At 61.3% G+C, this 20,495-nt stretch carries 17 protein-coding genes and 1 pseudogene; 16 read left to right on the forward strand and 2 right to left on the reverse strand.

What is annotated here, in order from left to right; all coding sequences use genetic code 11:
- Positions 1-17 precede the first annotated feature (17 nt).
- The gene (locus HMPREF2692_RS10065; protein ID WP_061923318.1) at positions 18-416 is read left to right on the forward strand and encodes a hypothetical protein; all 399 of its coding nucleotides are present in this window, start codon (positions 18-20) and stop codon (positions 414-416) included.
- Here the strand turns inward: HMPREF2692_RS10065 and HMPREF2692_RS10070 are convergent.
- Positions 382-1,503 (reverse strand): glycerate kinase, encoded by a 1,122-nt coding sequence (locus HMPREF2692_RS10070; RefSeq protein WP_070497178.1) that lies wholly within the window; start codon positions 1,501-1,503, stop codon positions 382-384. The genes HMPREF2692_RS10065 and HMPREF2692_RS10070 overlap by 35 nt on opposite strands.
- A 138-nt stretch (positions 1,504-1,641) precedes the next feature.
- Between HMPREF2692_RS10070 and gdhA the strand changes: the two are divergent.
- Positions 1,642-2,982 (forward strand): annotated as a pseudogene (gene gdhA, locus HMPREF2692_RS10075) (NADP-specific glutamate dehydrogenase).
- 93 nt (positions 2,983-3,075) lie between these two features.
- Complete coding sequence (locus tag HMPREF2692_RS10080; protein ID WP_141740978.1) at positions 3,076-3,843, forward strand: DivIVA domain-containing protein; 768 nt, start codon at positions 3,076-3,078, stop codon at positions 3,841-3,843.
- A gap of 50 nt (positions 3,844-3,893) precedes the next feature.
- Here the strand turns inward: HMPREF2692_RS10080 and HMPREF2692_RS10085 are convergent, their stop codons facing one another.
- The gene (locus HMPREF2692_RS10085) at positions 3,894-4,508 is read right to left on the reverse strand and encodes a hypothetical protein (RefSeq protein WP_070823528.1); all 615 of its coding nucleotides are present in this window, start codon (positions 4,506-4,508) and stop codon (positions 3,894-3,896) included.
- A 174-nt stretch (positions 4,509-4,682) separates the two neighbouring features.
- On the opposite strand from HMPREF2692_RS10085, the gene HMPREF2692_RS10090 reads away from it, so the two are divergent.
- From HMPREF2692_RS10090 to HMPREF2692_RS10150, 13 genes are all read left to right on the forward strand, one after another.
- Entirely contained in the window at positions 4,683-5,237 is a 555-nt protein-coding gene (locus HMPREF2692_RS10090) for a YceD family protein (RefSeq protein WP_246823445.1), read from the forward strand.
- Positions 5,234-6,004: a ribonuclease III gene (rnc, locus tag HMPREF2692_RS10095; protein WP_062038357.1), complete on the forward strand. Its 771-nt coding sequence runs from the start codon at positions 5,234-5,236 to the stop codon at positions 6,002-6,004. The genes HMPREF2692_RS10090 and rnc overlap by 4 nt, the downstream gene beginning before the upstream one ends.
- Entirely contained in the window at positions 6,004-6,825 is an 822-nt protein-coding gene (gene mutM / locus HMPREF2692_RS10100; RefSeq protein ID WP_070823531.1) for a bifunctional DNA-formamidopyrimidine glycosylase/DNA-(apurinic or apyrimidinic site) lyase, read from the forward strand. The genes rnc and mutM overlap by 1 nt, the downstream gene beginning before the upstream one ends.
- 37 nt (positions 6,826-6,862) lie before the next feature.
- The gene (locus tag HMPREF2692_RS10105; RefSeq protein ID WP_070497182.1) at positions 6,863-8,380 is read left to right on the forward strand and encodes an alanine/glycine:cation symporter family protein; all 1,518 of its coding nucleotides are present in this window, start codon (positions 6,863-6,865) and stop codon (positions 8,378-8,380) included.
- Entirely contained in the window at positions 8,381-8,659 is a 279-nt protein-coding gene (locus HMPREF2692_RS10110) for an acylphosphatase (protein WP_061923298.1), read from the forward strand.
- A 26-nt stretch (positions 8,660-8,685) separates the two neighbouring features.
- Entirely contained in the window at positions 8,686-12,252 is a 3,567-nt protein-coding gene (gene smc / locus HMPREF2692_RS10115; RefSeq protein WP_070823534.1) for a chromosome segregation protein SMC, read from the forward strand.
- 50 nt (positions 12,253-12,302) lie between these two features.
- Complete coding sequence (gene ftsY / locus HMPREF2692_RS10120) at positions 12,303-14,003, forward strand: signal recognition particle-docking protein FtsY (protein WP_070823536.1); 1,701 nt, start codon at positions 12,303-12,305, stop codon at positions 14,001-14,003.
- Positions 14,004-14,273: 270 nt separating this feature from the next.
- Positions 14,274-17,252, forward strand: a complete 2,979-nt coding sequence (locus HMPREF2692_RS10125; protein ID WP_070823538.1) for a DUF4040 family protein — start codon at positions 14,274-14,276, stop codon at positions 17,250-17,252.
- The gene (locus tag HMPREF2692_RS10130) at positions 17,252-17,695 is read left to right on the forward strand and encodes a cation:proton antiporter subunit C (RefSeq protein WP_062038374.1); all 444 of its coding nucleotides are present in this window, start codon (positions 17,252-17,254) and stop codon (positions 17,693-17,695) included. The genes HMPREF2692_RS10125 and HMPREF2692_RS10130 overlap by 1 nt, the downstream gene beginning before the upstream one ends.
- Positions 17,695-19,236 (forward strand): monovalent cation/H+ antiporter subunit D family protein, encoded by a 1,542-nt coding sequence (locus tag HMPREF2692_RS10135; protein WP_070823540.1) that lies wholly within the window; start codon positions 17,695-17,697, stop codon positions 19,234-19,236. The genes HMPREF2692_RS10130 and HMPREF2692_RS10135 overlap by 1 nt, the downstream gene beginning before the upstream one ends.
- Entirely contained in the window at positions 19,237-19,767 is a 531-nt protein-coding gene (locus HMPREF2692_RS10140) for a monovalent cation/H+ antiporter subunit E (protein WP_070823541.1), read from the forward strand.
- Entirely contained in the window at positions 19,767-20,057 is a 291-nt protein-coding gene (locus tag HMPREF2692_RS10145; protein WP_061923279.1) for a cation:proton antiporter, read from the forward strand. Before HMPREF2692_RS10140 ends, HMPREF2692_RS10145 begins: the two co-directional genes overlap by 1 nt.
- 2 nt (positions 20,058-20,059) lie before the next feature.
- On the forward strand, positions 20,060-20,428 hold the full coding sequence (locus HMPREF2692_RS10150) for a Na+/H+ antiporter subunit G (RefSeq protein WP_070823543.1): 369 nt from the start codon (positions 20,060-20,062) through the stop codon (positions 20,426-20,428).
- Positions 20,429-20,495 lie beyond the last annotated feature (67 nt).

Consider the following 20,495-nt stretch of genomic DNA (forward strand, 5'->3'; position numbering starts at 1 on the left):
AGGGTAGGGTTACCTACATGCCAATTATTCAGTTTGATGTTCTTGTGCCGGATGCCCAGGCCGAGCGAGTGGCGGAGGTCTTTAGCACCGCCACCGAAAAGCTGGTTGCAAATGAAACGCTGGCCGCTGCCCGCGTAACCCGCGAGGAAAATCCCACCTTGCCGGCCGGCTTGGAGGAGCAGTTGCGCCAAACCTACCGCGACGAGCACTTCGACCGCGAACTAGAAGATGCCAACGTTTATCGCTACAACATTGAGGTCGACGGCGTGAAGGGATCCGTGAACCAGCTGACGATGGTGCTCGCGCGACTTCTCACCCCGCACGCGGTGTTGCCGAAGGACCACGTGCTTTTGGAAGATGAGGTCGCGCACGAGCGGCCGGCTATTTTTCCGTGGTCTGTACAGGCGCAACCTTAGCTGCCAGCGCGTGGGCGGCGGCGCGCAATTGCTCCACGACGTCGCCTTTCGCGGCGCCTTGCGCATTGTCGAGCTCGACTCCTACGGCGCCGTGGGGAAGCGGCGATGCGATGGAGCCTGCGATGACGCCGACTGGCGTTTCGCCGGCTAGCTCGGCGACGGTACCGACAACTTTGCCGGTGAGGGATTGCTCATCAAAGCGGCCCTCGCCGGTGACAACGAGGTCTGCCTCGGCGAGTTTCGCCGACAGGCCGATTTTTTCTGCCACATACGCGCCGCCGGGGACTACTTCGAAGTGTTCTTCGCTTCCCCAGAGCGTTTGCGAAAGCCAGCGCAAAGCGATGGGGATGCCGCCTGCGGCGCCAAAGGATTCGGCGTTTTCGTCGGTGCCGGTTACTTCGCAGAGGCGAAGAAGAGCGCCCGCGAGCAGCGCGATGTGTTCTCCCTCGACGCCTTTTTGTGGGCCGTATATGGTAGCGGCCTGGATAGGCACGGCTCGGGTATCGGCGAGCAGGGTGTAGTTAAGGGCACCGGCCTTGATGTTGAGTTGGGCGGTGTCGATGTTGTCGAGGCGAACGAGGGGAGCACCGCCCTTGGGTAGCGCGTAGCCGCGCTCGTCGTGTGCCGCAGCACCAAGTGCGGCGAGGATGCCCATTCCGCCGTCGATGGTCGCGCTGCCGCCAAGACATAAAACGATGTGCTTAGCGCCGCGGGCTTCGGCGTCCGCGATGAGCACTCCGGTGCCGTAGGAATCCGAGTGCAGTGGGTCGAGGTCATTGGCGACGGCGGGCAGCCCGGTGGCGGAGGCGACGTCGATTAGCGCATGCTCGCCGGCCAGGAAGTAGCTGGCTTCGGTCAGCCGCCCGCGGGCGTCGGTAGTGGGCAGTGTAATCGTTTGCACCTCGACGCCGGAAAGGCTGGCGGCGGTGGCGAGGATTTCGGAGGTGCCTTCGCCGCCGTCGGCCATGGGGCAGGTGGTGATGGTGGCGTCGGGAAGGGCCTCGCGCAGACCGCCAGCGATGGCTGCCGCGGCCTGCATTGCGCTTGCTGTCCCTTTGAAAGAGTCCGGTGCGACGATGATATGCATGCCGAAAAGTATAGGTGGCCACTAATTCGTGGGCGGTTTTACCTCGCGGATACTTGCACTTTTGGTCACACGATAGAAAACTGTTTGGTGTCCTGTAAACCACCGATTCGGCACCCTCGCCGGCGAAAGGCGCACCAGATGCACATCGAAAAGCAAATTTCCAACTACTACGACATGCTTTTAAAGCGAAACGCCGGCGAGCCCGAGTTTCACCAAGCCCTCTCCGAGGTACTGGATTCGCTGAAGATTGTCCTGAACAAGGATCCGCACTACGCCGACTACGGCCTGGTCGAGCGCCTATGCGAACCCGAGCGCCAGCTCATCTTCCGCGTTCCCTGGACCGATGATCGTGGAAACGTTTGCGTCAACCGCGGTTTCCGTGTGTAATTCAATTCCGCACTGGGCCCGTACAAAGGCGGGCTGCGTTTCCATCCTTCGGTGAACCTGGGCATCATCAAGTTCTTGGGCTTTGAGCAGATTTTTAAAAACTCGCTGACCGGCCTGCCCATCGGTGGCGGTAAGGGCGGTTCTGATTTCGACCCGAAGGGTAAGTCGGATGCGGAAATCATGCGCTTTTGTCAGTCCTTTATGACGGAATTGCACCGCTACATCGGTGAATATCAGGATGTTCCGGCAGGCGATATCGGTGTTGGCGGGCGCGAGATTGGTTACCTGTTCGGCCAGTTCCGCAGGCTGGAAAACCGCCACGAGTCTGGCGTGCTGACAGGCAAGGGGCTGTCCTGGGGCGGCTCCCTGGTGCGCACCGAGGCCACCGGCTACGGCTTGGTCTATCTCACCGCAGAGATGATGAAGGCCCACGGCGAGTCCTTTAGCGGAGCAAAGGTCATTGTCTCTGGTTCTGGAAACGTGGCGATTTACGCGGCCGAGAAGGTCCAACAGTTGGGCGGCACCGTCGTAGCGATGTCTGACTCCGCGGGGTATGTCGAAACCCCAAACGGCGTTGACTTCGAGCTGCTGAAAGATGTCAAGGAGATTCGCCGCGAGCGCATTAGCGTATATGCCCAGGAGGCAGGCGTGAAATATGACGAGGGCGGCAATATCTGGGCCATGCCTGCCGACGTTGCGTTGCCGTGCGCTACTCAAAACGAGCTCGACGTCGACGCCGCGCGGCTGCTGGCAGAAAATGGCGTGCGCTACGTCGCCGAGGGAGCAAATATGCCGTGTACTGCAGAAGCGACGCACTTCTTCGTGGGCTCGCAGGTTAAATTCGCGCCGGGCAAGGCCGCGAATGCCGGCGGCGTGGCCACCTCTGCGCTGGAGATGCAGCAAAATGCATCGCGCGATTCGTGGTCTTTTGACTACACCGACAAACGATTGCACGAAATCATGTCGAATATCTTCAAAAACATCGACCGCACCGCGCGGGAGTATGACATGGAAGGCGATTATGTCGCGGGCGCGAATATCGCGGGCTTTAAGAAGGTGGCTGATGCGATGTTGGCGCAGGGCGTCGTATAGCGCTGCTTAAAGCCTGAAGTCGAACTTTAGATTTTTATTGCAAGTGCCGCGTGGGAAACGTGTGAAAAAAGTTTCTTTGGTTACTCTGATCGCATGTACCGCGTATTTGAGTCCCTAGATGAACTTGTTCGCAATCTGGAGCAGGCCTACTCCGTTCCCATGACAGCCAACTGCATGGTCCCGCGCCACGAGATGCTCGCGCTTCTCGACGACCTCCGTAACGCCCTGCCCGTCGAAATGGACGATGCGCAGGATGTCCTAGATAAGCAGGACGAAATCTTGGCTGGCGCGGAGGAACGCGCTGCGCAGATTGTCGCGGATGCAAACGCGCAGTCTGACGAGATTATGGCGCGTGCGCAGGAAGACTCTGACGCCATGCTTTCCGACGCCCAGCAGCGCTCGACCGCCATGGTCGCCCAGGCGGAAGACGATGCCAGCGCCATGATCGAAAGCGCGCGTGCCGATGCGGACCGCACCATCGCGCAGGGCAATCAGGAATACGAGCGCAGCGTCGCCGCAGGCCAGGCGGAGCAGGAACGCTTGGTCTCTGAGTCCGAGGTGGTCCGCCGCTCGAACGATGAGGCGCAGCGCATTGTGGAGACCGCCCACACCGAGTCGAATCGTTTGCGCACCGAGTGCGATGAGTTTGTCGATTCCAAGCTCGGCGAGTTTGAAAGCTCTCTTTCCGGCCTGCTGCGTACCGTGAACTCTGACCGTCAAGCGCTGCGCCGCGGCGCGGGCGTGCGTTCCCGCATAAGCGATCCGCGCGCAGATGTGCGCAGCGAGCGCGGCGAGTACCGTGCCGACCGGGGCGAGCGCGGCGAGTACCGCGCCGAAAGCTCCGAGCGCTACGAACGCTAAGACCTATAGCGCGGATGCGTCAAGCACCGAGAGCTTCCGGCACCCGGGCGCTAGCGCGGCGATTGCACACTCTGTTTGCATAGGGTTTGCATAGCTCGGCTGCGGCGCGGAGACGATGGTCCTTGCTGGTGGCCAGACGGTTTGTCGTACACCGTCTGTTCATCAGCTGGGGCCATCGTCTTTGTGGCAACGGCAATCGCCGCTGATACCGCAGCGGGAAAACCGAACACGCCCCACATCAATGCAAACGTTTCCATAGGCGTACCCGCGATGAGGCGCACAGAAAATAGCGCCTCCACCAAATATTGCCCTGCGACAACGCTCAAAATACCGCCGAGCGCCGTGGCAACGGACATGAGAACGCCCGATAGCCCTTCGCGTGCATTCCAGGCCAGCCACGCGGTGCCAAGGCCCAGGAGCGCGGAGGCGACAATCATCGTGATGTCGAAGGGCAGCGGAAGCGCCACGAAAGCACCCAGCACAAGTCCCAAACCCACACCGCGATAGGCCAGGGAACGCAGTGCCATCCCCGGCCGCAGGCGGCTGCGGCGGTATCGCAGATATGCGATTGCGCCAAGCGCTACCACCGGCAGCACGCAAAGCAGAGAAAACGCCCATCCAAGCTGGGCTAATTCGCTGTTTGGTGCAGTGGTGCCGTAATTCATAGTCCCCAGCCTAAGACCCGCTAAACCATTGGGAAACCACCTGCCTTTAGTGCATAAGACCTTGTGCGGTGCAGTTCAGGCAACACCCAGATAGCGGGCAAAAGGCGGCGTCGGCAAGCGTGGGCAAAGCTCTGCTAAAAGGATGGCGCCGCACGATGTAGGCTAAGAGACGTTATGGCAGAAGTATTGGAATCACCGCTGAAATTTAACGTGGCCGAGCTCTTGCGTGGCCAGGGCGCTGCCGCAATGCCGGAGCAGCGCGTGCAGAAGGGCCCTGCGCCCGAACGTATCGGCGTCGAGATGATCGCCGTTGCAAAGGGCGACGAGATTACGGTCGACGCCACCTTGACACCGCTGGGATCTGGCGTGCTTGTCGACGCCACGGTTACCGGCCCCCTCACCGGCGAATGCGCTCGTTGCTTGCGCCCACTGCACCCGCAGCTGGATCTGCAGGTCTCGCAGGTTTTTGCCGCAGACGAGTCTTTCATCAGCGGCGATGAACTCGATGATGAGGATGCAGGCTCTGGCGATGAAGTTCCTGAGGTCGTAGACGACGAAATCGATTTGCTGCAGACCATCATCGATGAAGCTGGCCTGAGCCTTCCTTTCGCGCCGGTGTGCGAGGAAGGCTGCGACATGGAGATGCCGGAGGGTGTTTCCACCGGAGTCTCTGGGGAAGAGGAAGACAAAGTCGATATCCGTTGGTCTGGACTGGAGAAGTTCCTGTGAGCAAGAAGAAAAAGCTGACCGGCGAGGAAGCCCTCCAGCAGGCCTATAGCGCCGTCGATCATGGCCCGTTGCTGCAGGCATTGGGCATCAACCTGGCCGATGAAAACTTGTGTCTGGCGCTGACCCACCGCTCTTTTGCCAACGAAAACGGGTACCTGCCCAACAATGAACGCCTCGAGTTTCTAGGCGACGCTGTCCTTGGCCTTTCCGTGGCTTCGAAGCTCTACGAGCAGTACCCTTCGCGTCCGGAATCGGATATTTCGAAGATGCGCGCTTCCATCGTCTCGCGATACGGGCTTTCCGATATCGCTCGCGAGATTGAACTGGGCCAACATATCCTGCTGGGCAAGGGCGAGCAGTCCACCGGCGGCCGCGACAAAGATTCGATTCTGGCGGATACCACCGAGGCCATCTTCGGCGCGATTTATCGCCAGCACGGCTTTGAGGTCGCGCGCGATGTTATTTTGCGCCTGTTCCAAAAGAAGATCGACAACGCTGTCGTCTCCGGCCGCCACATGGACTGGAAGACCAACCTGCAGGAGCTGTGCGCCGAGCTGAAGGCCCCGATGCCGGTCTATACCGCTACCTCTACCGGCCCAGAGCACGACCAGACCTTCACCGCGGTGGCTACCGTCGCGGGCCTGACCGTGGGCAATGGCGTTGGCCACAACAAGAAGCTGGCCGAGCAGCAGGCGGCGCAAGAGGCGTGCGATACTCTGCGCGAAACTCCGCTTTTGGTCCAGGGCACCGCTAACCGCGAGAATTAATGCCTGAACTTCCAGAAGTCGAGTCCGTCCGCCGCGGGCTGGAGGCCTATCTTCCTGGCCGCCGCTTCGAGTCCGTGAAAGTCTTGCACTCGCGGGCCAACCGCGGCCAGGATGGCCCCTTGGAACAGCTCCTAGCCGGCCGCGAAATCGCGAGTGTGGCACGGCGCGGCAAGTTCATGTGGCTGGAATTCGCCGACGAGGACCTCACGGATCCCGGCCGCGATGTGCTTTTCGTACATCTCGGCATGTCCGGCCAAATGCGGGTGGGGGAGATGGACTCGAAACATGTACGCATCGCGGCGTCGTTAAGCGGCGGCGTCCAGCTGAACTTCGTGGACCAGCGCACCTTTGGATATTGGTTGCTGGCCCCATGGACGAAGATCGCGCACATCGCGCGGGATCCGCTGGAGTCGGACTTTGACCTTGTTGCCACGGCGCGGCGGCTGCGTGGGAAGAAGACGGCGGTGAAGACGGCGTTGTTGGATCAGACTGTGGTCTCGGGAATCGGTAATATTTATGCCGACGAGGCGCTCTGGTTAGCCCGCATACAGCCCCAAAAGAAGGCCTCCACGCTGCGCCAACGCGACGCAGTTGCGCTTGTCGACGCCGCCGCGACCGTCATGCGCGCTGCCCTTAAAGTCGGCGGCACCAGCTTCGATGCGCTTTATGTCAACGTCAATGGCGAGTCGGGTTACTTCGACCGCTCTTTGCATGCCTACGGCCGCGGCGATGAGCCGTGCGATAGGTGTGCGACGCCGCTAAAAAGGGTGGTTGTGGGCGGTAGATCTACCCACTATTGCCCCCGCTGCCAAACCTATTAATGGATCGATAGGGGATATATAGCGTTTAATATTCCACATGGAATTTATTGAGAACGCTGTGACAACGTTCAACGATTCGGTATGGACTTATCTGATCCCGTGGATCTTGATTGCTGCGGGACTATTTTTCGGCTTTAGGACTGCGCTCGTACAGGTGCGCATGGTCCCGCAAATGTTCAAGGCTGTGGTGGAACGTCCGAAGGGCGTCGGCCGCGACGAAGATGAGGACTACGGCGGAATCTCCGCTTTCAAGGCTTTTACCATTTCGGCGGCCTCGCGCGTGGGCACCGGCAACGTCGCGGGCGTGGCTGTGGCTATTTCCGTGGGCGGACCTGGTGCCGTGTTCTGGATGTGGCTGATTGCCATCCTGGGCGGTGCGACGGCGTTTATCGAGTCCACCCTGGCTCAGGTGTGGAAGGTCCGTGAAGGCACTGCTTACCGCGGCGGCCCGGCTTATTACATGAAGCGTGGCCTAGGCTGGGGCCCGCTTGCCGTTATCTTCTCTGTGGCCATCGCCTTTACCTTCGGCTTTGTCTACAACGCATTCCAGACCAACGCCATTGCCGATTCCATCGCGTTCTCCTTCGGCCGTGACGACTTCACCTTCCGCTTTATCATCGGCGGCGTCATCGCTGCTATCTCCGCTCTCATCATCTTCGGTGGTGTGCAGCGTATTGCGAATATCACTCAGGTCATCGTTCCGTTTATGGCGATTGCGTACCTGCTCATCGGCGGCTTCGTTGTCGTGGCCAATTTTGACAAGGTCCCGGGCATGATCGGTGACATCATCGGCCACGCCCTAGGCTTCAAGGAAATCGCCGGCGCCGGTCTAGGCACTGCGATGATGAAGGGAATCCAGCGCGGCCTGTTTTCCAATGAGGCCGGCGAGGGCTCCGCGCCGAACGCCGCAGCTACCGCCGCCGTGTCGCACCCAGTCAAACAGGGGCTGGTGCAGACCTTGGGCGTCTATTTCGACACGCTAGTTGTCTGTTCTATCACCGCCTTCATCATCCTGCTGGGGCCTACCGTCAACTACGGCGCGGAAGCCGAGGGCGTTTCCCTGACGCAGGCTGCACTGGCTTCTGAGGTGGGCGATTGGGGCATCCATTTCGTCAGCTTCATCCTGTTCTTCCTGGCATTTTCTTCGATTCTGGGCAACTACTACTTGGCAGAGGCCAACGTGGAGTACTTAACCCGCAAAAAGAGCCTGCTGATCCTCTTCCGCCTCGTGGTGCTCTTCTTCGTATGGTTTGGCGCCGTGGGCTCTTTGCCTTTGGTCTTCGCCCTGGCAGATACCGGCGCGGCAACGATGGTCTTCCTGAATATTCTTGCCATCGTTCCTCTGTCCGGCGTGGCCATCAAGCTGCTGAAGAACTTCAACGAGCAGCGTCGTGACGGCGTGGACCCGATTTTCCATCGCGACATGATGCCGGAACTGAAAAACGTCGAGTGCTGGGACGGCTCTGACCCGGTTACCCGCCGCAGCCCGGAGGACCGCAAGCACTTGCAGCACAAGTATGACCTGTCGGATCGCACCAATCTACGGGAGTACTAAATGCAACGCCTGACCGCTTTCGTGCACGGTACGGTCCAAGGCGTTGGCTTCCGCTGGTGGACGCGCTCTCGGGCCCTTGAATTGGGTCTTGCGGGCCACGCCACGAACTTAAAGGGCGGGCGCGTGCAGGTTGTTGCCGAAGGCCCGCGCGAGGACTGCGAGCGCCTGCTCGAGTTATTGCGCGAGCAGCCTTCCACCACCAAGCGCCCCGGAACCGTAACTACCGTGGTGGAGCAGTGGTCAGACCCACGCGGTGAGAGCGGCTTTATCGAACGCTAGCGCCTAGGCTTGCTAAACTTTCACGAATGCACCTGAAATCGCTCACGCTCAAAGGCTTCAAGTCTTTCGCGTCCGCGACGAACCTGAAATTCGAGCCCGGCATTTGCGCCGTGGTTGGTCCGAACGGCTCAGGTAAGTCGAACGTCGTCGACGCGTTGGCGTGGGTCATGGGCGAGGGCAGCGCCAAGACCCTGCGCGGCGGCAAGATGCAGGATGTCATCTTCGCTGGCGCGGGCGACCGCAAGGCGCTAGGTCGCGCCGAGGTAACCCTTACCATCGACAACTCCGATGGTGCGCTGCCCATCGAATACTCCGAGGTTTCTGTCACCCGCCGCATGTTCCGCGACGGCGCCAGCGAGTATGAAATCAACGGCGCCAAAGCGCGCCTTATGGATATCCAGGAGCTGCTTTCTGACTCCGGTATCGGCCGCGAGATGCACATCATCGTCGGTCAGGGCAAGCTCTCCGAAATCCTGGAATCGCGCCCAGAAGATCGCCGCGCCTACATTGAGGAAGCCGCCGGCGTGCTCAAACACCGGCGTCGTAAAGAAAAAGCGCAGCGCAAGCTCACCGGCATGCAGGCCAACTTGGATCGCTTGCAGGATCTCACGGAAGAGCTGGGCAAACAGCTAAAGCCTTTGGCCCGTCAGGCCGAAACCGCCCAGCGCGCGGCCACCGTCCAGGCGGATTTGCGCGATGCCCGCCTGCGCATCGCCGGCGACCAAGTCGTGCAAACCCGCAAGAAGTACGCCGATGCCGAGCAACAGGCCCAGGTGCTCGCCGAGCAGGTGGCGGAAGCTACCGAGCAGCACGAAGAGGCCACCGGCGTCCAATTGGAAATCGAAGCCCAGCTCGAGGAGGTTAATCCGCAGGCCGAGGCCGCGCAGAAGCTGTGGTTCGACCTGTCGACGCTGTCCGAGCGCATCGCCGCCACCCAGCGCATTGCGGAAGAGCGTGCGAAAAACGTCGGCGCACAGGTCGCCTATGCAGGCCAAGACCCAGAAGAGCTCGAGGCCCGTGCCCTGCGCGCGGACGAAGAGCACGCCGAGCTGCTCATGGAGGCCGAAGAGGCCGCCGAGCGCCTGGAGTCCATCCGCGAGGAGGTGGCGCAACGCCGCGCCGTCTTCGAAGAGGCGGAAAAGGAACATATGGCGCAGCTACGCGCGATTGCGGATCGTCGCGAGGGAGTGGTTCGCCTCATCGCCTCCGAGGAAAACCTCGCCGGGCAGGTCTCCGCGGCAGAGGAGGAGCTCGCGCGCCAGGAGGAGACGCTGCAGTCCACCAAGGCGCGCACGCGCACGGCGCAGGCTGAGGCGGACGAAGTCGCCGATAAGCTGGAGGCCTTAAACGCCGAGCGCGAGCCGCTGGAAGAGGCCCACGTGAGGGCCGCGAGTGAGTCAGGGGCGGCCGAAAAACGCCTGGAGCAGCTTCGCGACGGTCAGCGCGAACGCGAACGCGCGGTCTACACGCTGCGCTCGCGCATCGATACTTTGGCGCAGACCGCCCCGGAAAATATCGACTTGGGCGAGGGCTTTAAGCCGCTGGCGCACTACATCACCACCTCCCATGACACGGCCGTTGCGGCGGCGTTGGGCGCGTTCGCGGAGGCGCAAACGGGCGCGGTTACAGAGGACATCGTGGAAGCCTTGAGCACCGCCGCCCGCACCCCGCTGGTGGATACCACTGCCGCGGGTGCCTCCGACTGGCGTCTGGACGCCAACCTGCCCAGCGGTGCGACCTGGCTGCTGGATGAGATACAGCTTGCACCCGAGGTGCAGGCGGCGCTGACGCGTCTGCTTTCCGACGTCGCGCTGGTCGGCGATCTTGCCCTAGCCCGCGAGCTGGTGCGCGAGGATCCGCGCCTGCGCGCGGTTACCGCCGAGGGCCTGTTGGTGGGCGAGGGCTGGGTCCAAGCCGGCACCGGCGCTTCTTCTACCGTCGAGGTCACCGCGCGCATCGCGGAGGCAGAAGGCCAGCTGGAATCTGCCACGCAGGAGTTGGAAGAGCTCTCCGGCACCCTGGAGGGCGCGAAGATGGCGGCCGAGGAGGCGCGCGTCGCAGCGGCCTCGGCAAAGGCGGCCTTGCGTGAGCACGACACGACCGTGGAAGCCTGGCAGCGCGACCACCAGCGCCTGCTGAAGCAGCACGAGGTCAACAAGGCTGAGCATGAGAAAGCCGCGGCCCGTGCGACCGAGATCGAGGTCAAGCTTGCCGAAGTGCGCGAGCAGCTGGCTGAGACCCGCGACCGCCTCTCGCGCGTCGATGAGGAGGTCGAAGACGGCGAGCCTTCCTCCCACGAGCGCGATGCTGCCTCGGCTGCTTTGGAGCAGGTCAAGGCCATGGAGATGGAGGCCCAGCTCGCGGCGCGCACCGCCCAAGACAAGGTGGGGCAGGCTGCGGGTAAGGGCGACGCGCTGCGTCGCCAAGCGCAGCATGAACGTCAGGCAAAGGCCCGCCATGAGCAAGCGATGGCGCGTCGTAAAGCGCAGGCCGCCTTAGCTCAAGCGGTGGCGGGCCATGCCACGGACCTTGCCGGACGCGCATCCCAGGCTCTGGAGCGCGCCACGGCTGAGCGCGATGAGTTGGTCAATCAGCGCAACGTGTTAGGCGGGCGCTTGCAAGCGGCCAAGCAGCAGGTTTCGGCAACGCGGCAGAAGCTTGACCGCCTGACGGCGAACGCCAATAATTCCGAAGTCGCCCGCTCGCAGGCGCAGGTGCGCGTGGATGAGACCGAAGCGAAGATCGTGGACCAGTTGGGCATTGCGATCCCTGATTTGCTGCGCGATTACACGCCGGGCGAGGACTTCGACCGTAGCGCGGAAAAGGCGCGCCTGAAGCAGGCAGAAAAGGACCTGAACTCCCTGGGCAAGGTCAACCCGCTAGCGCTGGAGGAGTACAAGGCGCTGGAGGAGCGCTATTCCTTCCTGTCTACGCAGCTCGATGACGTTATCCAGGCGCGCAAGGATTTGGCGGGCGTGATTGAGGATGTGGATCAACAGATTCTGCAGCTTTTCACTGATGCGTGGAACGACGTGGAGGCGGAGTTCCCGAAGGTCTTCCAGACCCTCTTCCCGGGTGGCGAGGGCCGACTGATCCTGACGGAGCCGGATGACATGCTGGCCACCGGCATTGAGGTTGAGGCGCGCCCGCCGGGCAAGAAGGTCAAGCGCCTATCCTTGCTTTCCGGTGGTGAGAAGTCCCTGACCGCCTTGGCGATGCTGGTGGCCATCTTCCGTGCGCGCCCGAGCCCGTTCTACGTGATGGACGAGGTTGAGGCCGCGCTTGATGACGTCAACCTGCGACGCCTCATCGCCCTGTTTGAGGAACTGCGCAAGGATTCGCAGCTTATTGTCATCACGCACCAGAAGCCGACGATGGATGTGGCTAACGTCCTCTACGGCGTGACGATGCGTGGCGATGGCGTCACGCGCGTGATTTCGCAGCGTATGAGCCAGGCTGGCGACGCCCCCGGTTCCGCCGCTGCAGCCGAGGACGCCACGCGCCTGGGCGTCGATGCCCCGCGCGGGGTTGCGCTTGGCGACGCCGTCGAGCCCGACGCTGAGTCCGACTCTGAGTCCAAAACCCAGGGTTAATCCGCAGGGTAGTAGTGCCAGGCTGTAACAAGCCTGGCACTATAGAGGGCATGAATACGACGTTGATGTGGATTCTTATTGCCGTAGCCGTCATCGTGCTGCTGGCGATTGTGCTGGTAGCAGTAGGTAAAAAGCGCGGCGATGCCAAGAAAGTATCGTTCGAAAAGCCGGCCGAGGAAGCTCCCAAGGAGCTGACCCAGGAGCAAAAGTCTGGCAACTACCAGGCCAAGTCCGGGTTCAACTTTGCCCCCGCCGGCAGCGGCGCCAAGGAGCCAGAGAAGGTTCCCGCTCAGCCGACCAAGCCGGCTGAGCCCACCAAGCCGGCTGAGCCCACCAAGCCGGCCGAGCCTGCTGAGCCTAAGGCTGAGAAGTCCGCACCCGCCGCTGGTGCTGCAACCGGCGCGGCCGCTGCCGGTACCGCTGCCGCAGGAGCTGCAGCTGCTGCCTCCAAGCCGGCGGAGTCTGAGCCTGCCAAGACTGAACCTGAAAAGGCCAAGCCGGTAGCAGATGAAACCCCGGTTGAACAGCCGGCCGTCGAGGAGCCGGCAGCAGAAGAACCGGTTGCTGAGGCGCCGCAGGAGGAAGCGATCGCGGAAGAGCCGACGGTTGTTACCGAAAGTACAGACGAAGTCCCGACAGATGAAGCCGCCGAATCTCCAGCAGAAATGTCTGATGCCGAAGCTGCGGAGGCTGAGGAAGCCGCGGCGGCAGCCGATGCGCAGACGCAGGGCGCTGAGGCAGCGCTAGAGGCCGAGCCGGAGGAGCTTGAAGTCTCTGCGGACGCTGAGGTTGTCGAGGCGGCGGAGGCGACGGAACCTGATATCGCGCCGGCGGGTGGCCGTTTGGGTCGCCTGCGCGGCCGCCTGTCGCGCTCGCAGAACGCTATTGGACAGGGCCTGATGGGCATCTTGTCCGCGGGTGACCTCGACGAGGAAGCGTGGGAGGAAATCGAAGACACCCTCATCATGGCGGACCTGGGCACCAAGTCCACTATGAAGGTCACGGAGGCGCTGCGCGATAAGTTCGCAGAGCGCGGCGTCGCCAGTGAGGAAGAGGCCCGCGCGATGCTGCGCGAGTGCCTCATAGAGGCCGGCCACCCGGAGATGGACCGTTCCATCAAGGCCATGCCGAACGAGGGCAAGCCTGCTGTCATCATGGTCGTCGGCGTCAACGGCACCGGCAAGACCACCACCACGGGCAAGCTTGCGCGCGTGCTCGTCGCGATGGGTCACAAGGTGTTGTTGGGCGCCGCGGATACCTTCCGTGCAGCCGCAGCGGATCAGCTCGAAACCTGGGGTCGCCGCGTCGGCGCCAGCACGGTCCGCGGCAAGGAGGGGGCTGACCCGGCTTCCGTTGCTTTCGATGCCGTTGCAGCGGGCGTTGACCAAGGCGTAGACGTCGTCCTCGTCGACACCGCCGGCCGCCTGCACACTTCTGTTGACCTGATGGATCAGTTGGGCAAGGTCAAGCGCGTGGTGGAAAAGAAGACTGAGGTGGACGAGGTTCTGCTGGTTCTCGACGCCACCGTTGGCCAGAATGGCCTCGCGCAGGCCCGCATTTTCCGTGAGGTCGTCGACATCACGGGCGTGGTACTGACCAAGCTCGATGGCACCGCCAAGGGCGGCATTGTCTTCCAGGTTCAGGAGGAGCTAGGCGTCCCAGTCAAGCTTGTTGGCCTGGGCGAGGGTGCCGATGACCTCGCGCCATTCGAGGTCGAGGGCTTCGTCGACGCGCTGCTCGGGGAGAAGTAGCCTCCTTTAGCCTCGCGTTTGCCGCCGTGGATTTCTTTCCGCGGCGGCTTTTTATGTATGGGGCGGTGCTTTCTGGCGCCGCCGCTAGAACGATGCTGGAAAGCGCTGCTTGGAGGTTGTTTTTCTTGCAAAACCGCCGCGCGATTTGTCGCCTTGAGCACCGAAAAAATGTGCTTTGACGTGGGCCACAATGGTAGTGTGGGAACGTCGTATTTTATGCGCGCTCTAAGTAATAAATCTCTACACAATGGTTTGTGAGGCTAATTTTTCGTGACACTTATTTATGTTGTCCTCCTCGCAGCTTTGGCAGTGGTCCTTGCCCCAGTAATCGTCAAGGTTGCTGATCGCGCCGCCGGCTACCCCCTAGCCGGCATTTTTATTGTGGCGGCAGGTCTTCTTGCTAAAGAATTTGGAACTTTATCGGCGGGCGAAGAGCTGTCTTTCTCGCGCACGTGGGTCGGCGACGTCGTCGGCACCGGCATCGACGTCCACTTCGCTCTGCGCGGCGATGCCTTGGGCGTATTCTTCGCCTTGCTGGCTTTGGTCATCGGCGCCGTAGTCCTTACCTACTCGGCCGCCTACCTGCCCAAGGGCAAAGGAAACACCAGCTTCTATCTGCTGATGACGGCATTTACCATGTCGATCCTGCTGCTGGCGCTGGCTAACGACGTCATCCTGCTCTTTCTTGCCTGGGAGCTGGTTTCCCTGGCCTCGTTTATGCTTATCGCGCGTTCGGGTAAGGCAGGCGAGAAGGGCTCGCAGCGCACGCTGATTTTGACCTTTATCGGTGGCCTTACCCTGTTGGCAGGCGTGGCCATCGCGGCGACGGCCGCGGGTACTACCAACCTGGAAAAGATTCTGGCCTCCGGTGTCTGGCACGAGCGCCCAAGCCTTACTGCCGCCGTGGCAGTTCTTATTGCTTGCTCTGCTTTTACAAAGGCCGCGCAGTTTCCGTTCCACTTCTGGCTGCCAGAGGCCATGGCTGCAGCAACGCCGGTCTCTGCCTTCCTGCACGCAGCCGCAGTGGTCAAGGCAGGCGTGTACCTGCTGATTCGTTTCTCCACCATCTTCCACGACGTGGCCGTGTGGAACTGGCTGCTCATCGTCGTTGGTATGGGCACCGCCGTTATGTCGGCGGTCTTTGCGGTGCAAAAGACTGACCTGAAGAAGCTGACCGCCTATTCCACCGTCTCGCACCTAGGCTGGATTGTGGCTACCATCGGCGTCGGCACGCCTTTTGCTATCACCGCCGCCCTGGTGCACACGCTGGCGCATGCACTGTTTAAGTCGTCCATCTTCATGCTCATCGGCGTGATTGATCACGAGGCCGGCTCCCGCGATATCCGCCGCCTCGGCGTGCTGTGGAACAAGATGCCATGGACCTTCGGCTCCATGGTTATCGGCGCGGCATCGATGGCCGCGGTTCCACCGCTTTTGGGCTTCGTCTCCAAGGAAGGCATGCTCACCGCCTTCGAAGAAGCGCCCATCGGTGGGGCAGGGCAGCTGGTGCTGCTGATGGTTGCCGCAATCGGCGCATTCTTTACCTTCACCTACTCCGCCAAGATCGTCTTCGGCGCCTTCTTCGACGGCCCGCGCAACATGTCCAAGGTCCACGAGGCGCCTGTTCGCCTCTGGCTGCCGGCAGCACTTCCGGGCTTTATGTCCTTGCCGCTGGTCTTCGTGTTGGGCAAGTTCGACAAGCCTTTGGACTTGATGGCAGGTTCCGTGGGAATGGAATCTCACGCCCACCTTTCCCTGTGGCACGGGGTGAACGTTCCACTGGTCATCTCCGTTGCGGTTCTCATCGCGGGCATCGCCGGTATCTTCATTCGCAAGCAGCTGTGGTCCGCATTCGAGGACACCAAGCTGGTTCCGCGCACCGGCAACCAGATTCTGCGCTCCGTCCAAAATGGTGCGGCCGCGATCGGCCGCTTTGTCGGCCGCATGTCCGATACCCATAATCCTTCACGCCTGATGCTGCCCATCGTCTTGCTGCTCATCATTCTGGCTGCGGCAGGCCTTATCAGCGAAGGCGTCGACGGCGTCGCTCTTGCACCACGCGTCGAAGGCCTGGATAACCCATGGGATCTTTTGCCGCTTTCCATCGTCGCGCTGTCCATGTTTGGCCTGGTGCGCACCCGCAACCGCCTGACGGGCGCGGTGATGATCGGCATCGCCGGCACGGGCGTGACCCTGCAGATGTTCCTGCTCGGCGCACCCGACGTCGCGCTGACCCAGTTCACCGTCGAGGCACTGTCTGTCATCGTGATGATGATGGTGCTGCGCTACCTGCCGGAGAAGTTCCACCCAGTGCAAGAGAAATCGCGTAAGACCGGCTCCATCGTGGTAGCTGTCCTCGCCGGCGTGGCCGCCTTCCTCGGTGTCTGGGGCCTGATGGGCCGCCATGAGCGTTCCGATCTTTCTCTGTGGTACCTGGACAACGCTCCGGATATCACCGGCGGCGACAACGTCGTGGCCACCATCATCGTGGAGTTCCGTGCACTCGATACCCTGGGCGAGCTTTCAGTTCTGGGCATGGCCGCCGTGGTGATTGCTTCTGTTACCTCCACGCTGCCGCGCTTCCCATTTACCTCCGGCACGCGCCCGGCTCCGTTCGGCCAGTCGCAGCTAAATTCGGTTCCGCTGCGTAAGGGCATTGCCATCGTTATTCCGATTTTGGTTGTCACCTCCGTCGTGGTCTTCTACCGCGGTCACCAGGCCTCGGGCGGCGGCTTCCCGGCCGCGCTGATTATGGGCGCAGCCATCGGCCTGACCTACCTGTCCCGCGGCTCTGATGAGATTGTCTTCGGCCGTATGACCCCGATTCACCTCACGGGCATCGGCATCATCGTGGCGCTGACTGCAGGCTTTATCGGTTACATCCCGCACCACGGCGAGCCGGGCGGCTTCCTGACCGCCATCCACGGCCACGCCTTGGGCCAGCACTGGACCACGTCGCTGATTTTCGACCTCGGTATTTATCTCGCGGTTCTGGGCATGCTGACCATGGCCATCAACGCCCTCGGCGGTTATCTGCGCCCGGGCACGGAGCGCGACTTCTTGCCATGGGTCCACGACGACGATTCTGCGTTGCCGACGACCCCGCGCGTTGTGCTTGACGACGTCGATGATCCTTACCCCGAGCCCATCAACCCCTCGAGCAATCCGCTGGCTTTGCTCAACAAGTCTGAGGCTCGAACTAAGAAGAACTCGCCGCGCGTGGCACGCCAGAAAGGCGGGGAGAAATAATGATTCTTGCACTAACCATTGCACTGCTTATCGGTTCTGCGGTCTATCTCATCCAGCAGCGTGGCTTGGTCCACATCGTGCTGGGCATGATGGCCTTCGGTCACGGCGCTAACCTGACGCTGCTCGCTACGGGCGTGTACTCCTACCGCGGGGAATCTTTCCCCTCGCAGGTCGCACACGACCAGATGGCGGACCCGCTTCCGCAGGCCTTCGTGCTTACCGCCGTGGTCATTTCCATGGCGACCTCCACGATCTTGCTAACCATGGCGGCTATGGGCGCCAATGATGACACGGACATCGTGGAGCCGGTTGATGACAACACCATTGACCACGCGTTCTCCACGCTGGGTCGTGATTCTAAGAATCGAGAGATTTTGCAGCGTTCTGCCAACAAGATGGATCGCGTCAAGCAGTTGGATCACAGTGAGGAAGGGGAGAAGTAATGGCTGAACTCGTCAGTGCACTGTTGCCGCTATTCCCAGCGGTTCCCCTCGTGGCAGCGGCCTTGGCCCTAATGGCCCCGTGGCGCGGCGTGCGTGATTCCATCATGCTGATTATCCCGGGCATCGGAATCTTTGCTGGCTTCGCGCTCTTGCTCTATACCATGAACAACGGCGTGGTGGCCCACACCGTGGGCGGCTACCCAGGTAACGCGGGTATTGCTTTCGCGGCAGATACCTTCTCAGCGTTGATGATTGTCACGACGATGATCGTCGCATTCGGCGCCAACTGGTTTGCCATCGTGGGCGGCGAGACGAAGTCGCGCTACTACCCATCGTTGACGCTGATTCTCATCACCGGTGTCTGCGGCGCGCTGCTTACCGCAGACCTCTTCAACTTCTTCGTGTTCATCGAGGTCATGCTGCTGCCTTCTTATGGCCTCATCACGATGTCCGGTACCTGGTCGCGCCTCGCGGCCGGTCGTGCCTTCGTTCTGGTTAACCTCTTTGCCTCGACGCTGCTGGTCGTCGGCGTGGGCTATATCTACTCCGTTACCGGCGCGGTCAACCTCGCCGCACTAGAGGGCGCTGCGGCGGGCAACGGCCCAGTGACCGTGGCCTCGGGAATCGTAGTCATCGCCATCGCGGCGAAGGCCGGCGTCTTCCCCGTGCAGTCCTGGCTGCCGCGCACCTACCCAGGCACCTCGGCTGCCGTGATGGGCTTGTTCTCCGGCCTGCACACCAAGGTTGCGGTCTACATGCTCTACCGCCTGTGGGTCCACCTTTTCGACATGGACCAGCGCTGGGGCACGCTCATCATCGTGGTCATGATCATCTCGATGCTGATCGGCGCATTTGGTGGCTTGGCCGAAAACTCTATCCGTCGCGTGTTGGGCTATCAGATGCTCAACGGCATGCCTTTCATCTTGGTGATGATGGCCTTTACCACCCACGATCCGCAGCGAGCTCTCGCCGCCGGCATCTTGTACACCATCCACCACATGCTCACGGTGGGCTCGCTCATCCTGGCCTCTGGTGCCATCGAAGAGACCTACGGCACTGGCTTGCTATCTAAGCTTTCGGGCTTGGCACGCCGCGATCCGCTCATCGCCTGGATCTTCGCCGCCGGTGCCTTTTCCGTGGTGGGCTTCCCGCCATTTTCTGGCATGTGGGGCAAGGTCTTGATCGTCATCGAGATCGCCCGCACCGGTGGGGTATGGGCATGGATTGTCATCGCGGTCATCATCATCGCTTCCTTTGCCGCCTTCTTGTCCATGCTGCGCGTGTGGCGCGAGGTTTTCTGGGGCAAGGATCTGCCAAAGCAGAAGGTGCCGAAGGAACTCATCATCCGCAAGAAGCTGATGGCTCCTTCTGCGGCGCTGATCATGGGCTCGCTGACCATGTTCGTCCTGGCAGGCCCGTTCGTGGATATCACCATGCACGCGGCACAGGATCTGCTGGATACTCAGGCTTATACCGAAGCCGTGCTTGGCGACGCCCCCGTTGCCTTGCCAGACATCGATTCCATCCAGGGAGGTCGCTAAATGAAACTTTTCTTCCACTCCTGTGTCTATGGCCTATGGCTGATTAAGGAGATCTTCGTTGCCGGTTTCGGCTTGGCCATGGAGTCTTTCAAGCCGCATAATTCCTACCACCCAGTCATCGTGCGCTACCCGCTGCGCGTGACCGATGCGTGGGAGATCTTCTGGTTTACCTCGTCTATCACCGCAACCCCTGGCACTTTGTCGCTGGGCCTGCGCGAGCCGGTGGCAGAGGGTTTGCCGCGTATCGTGCTCGTCCAGGCGGTCATGGGCGATGACCCGGTAGAAATCATGGAGTCGCTCGCGGACATGGAGGAGCGCTTGGCGCCGCACGTGAAGGACATCGACTATGGCGTGCCAGGTCAGAGCGATACCAAGGACCTGGATCCGGCCTTCTACGAGTATCCACTCGAGACCGTCGGCCGCCACATGCGTGCGCCGGATATCGCGCAAGAAGAAGACACCCCGTTGCCAGCGGATGAGACGGAGAAGTATTCCGTCTGGCCGCTGCGTCCGGAAAGGAAGGGCGAATAATGGTAGATTTCGCGCAGTTTAGCGCTTTCGAATGGGTCATCTTCGTCTGCATATTCGTGATGGGCGGTGCCCTAGCTTCGGCCTTGGTCTTGGCGCTGCGCTCCCGCGACGAGCTGACACGTACCGTCATGTCAGACATGGCCTTCTACGGCATGTTGTGCATGTACATCGCTTGGACTTTTGTCAATCACGCCTCGATTCTCTATGACATCGCCATGCTGGCAGCGATTGCAGCCGGCGTGCTGCCTACGTTGTCGATGGCGCGCATCATTTCGAAGGGACGTCGATAAGCATGGCGTGGTACGAAATCATCGCATCCATTCTCCTCATCGTGGCCACCTTGTTGGTGGTTGCTACCGCAATCGCGCTGTGGCGCGCCCCCGACGCGTTGACCCGAGTAAACCTCTTGGGCCCGACCGTCGGCCTTGCGGTGCCGCTGTTGCTAGTGGGAAAGCTCGTGGTGGACTTTGCTGAAAACGGCTTTGATCTGTGGTCGCTGGTGCGCGTTCTCATCGCATGCTTTGGCGTGTGGATCATCGGCTCCGTTGGCTCTTTCTACATGGGCCGCTCCATCTACGGCGTCACCGTCACGGACGTGAAGTATGCGCGCCGCATGCGGAAGCAGACTGATTTGGTAGAAGCCAGCGAAGACGAGGTTTAATTAGCGTCGCGGCGGCGCCGTTGACGCTAATATGATCGCATTAGGCACATACTTTCAATCGGAGCCC

Source organism: Corynebacterium sp. HMSC036D03, from assembly GCF_001836185.1.
In the GTDB taxonomy this organism is placed as follows: domain Bacteria; phylum Actinomycetota; class Actinomycetes; order Mycobacteriales; family Mycobacteriaceae; genus Corynebacterium; species Corynebacterium simulans.

Excerpts from the sequence above, each read along its gene's own strand:
- HMPREF2692_RS10065 (WP_061923318.1), top strand. The coding sequence starts at position 18 with ATGCCAATTATTCAGTTTGATGTTCTTGTGCCGGATGCCCAGGCCGAG.
- HMPREF2692_RS10070 (WP_070497178.1), bottom strand. The coding sequence starts at position 1,503 with ATGCATATCATCGTCGCACCGGACTCTTTCAAAGGGACAGCAAGCGCA.
- HMPREF2692_RS10080 (WP_141740978.1), top strand. The coding sequence starts at position 3,076 with ATGTACCGCGTATTTGAGTCCCTAGATGAACTTGTTCGCAATCTGGAG.
- HMPREF2692_RS10085 (WP_070823528.1), bottom strand. The coding sequence starts at position 4,508 with ATGAATTACGGCACCACTGCACCAAACAGCGAATTAGCCCAGCTTGGA.
- HMPREF2692_RS10090 (WP_246823445.1), top strand. The coding sequence starts at position 4,683 with ATGGCAGAAGTATTGGAATCACCGCTGAAATTTAACGTGGCCGAGCTC.
- mutM (WP_070823531.1), top strand. The coding sequence starts at position 6,004 with ATGCCTGAACTTCCAGAAGTCGAGTCCGTCCGCCGCGGGCTGGAGGCC.
- HMPREF2692_RS10105 (WP_070497182.1), top strand. The coding sequence starts at position 6,863 with ATGGAATTTATTGAGAACGCTGTGACAACGTTCAACGATTCGGTATGG.
- HMPREF2692_RS10110 (WP_061923298.1), top strand. The coding sequence starts at position 8,381 with ATGCAACGCCTGACCGCTTTCGTGCACGGTACGGTCCAAGGCGTTGGC.
- smc (WP_070823534.1), top strand. The coding sequence starts at position 8,686 with ATGCACCTGAAATCGCTCACGCTCAAAGGCTTCAAGTCTTTCGCGTCC.
- ftsY (WP_070823536.1), top strand. The coding sequence starts at position 12,303 with ATGAATACGACGTTGATGTGGATTCTTATTGCCGTAGCCGTCATCGTG.
- HMPREF2692_RS10130 (WP_062038374.1), top strand. The coding sequence starts at position 17,252 with ATGATTCTTGCACTAACCATTGCACTGCTTATCGGTTCTGCGGTCTAT.
- HMPREF2692_RS10135 (WP_070823540.1), top strand. The coding sequence starts at position 17,695 with ATGGCTGAACTCGTCAGTGCACTGTTGCCGCTATTCCCAGCGGTTCCC.
- HMPREF2692_RS10140 (WP_070823541.1), top strand. The coding sequence starts at position 19,237 with ATGAAACTTTTCTTCCACTCCTGTGTCTATGGCCTATGGCTGATTAAG.
- HMPREF2692_RS10145 (WP_061923279.1), top strand. The coding sequence starts at position 19,767 with ATGGTAGATTTCGCGCAGTTTAGCGCTTTCGAATGGGTCATCTTCGTC.
- HMPREF2692_RS10150 (WP_070823543.1), top strand. The coding sequence starts at position 20,060 with ATGGCGTGGTACGAAATCATCGCATCCATTCTCCTCATCGTGGCCACC.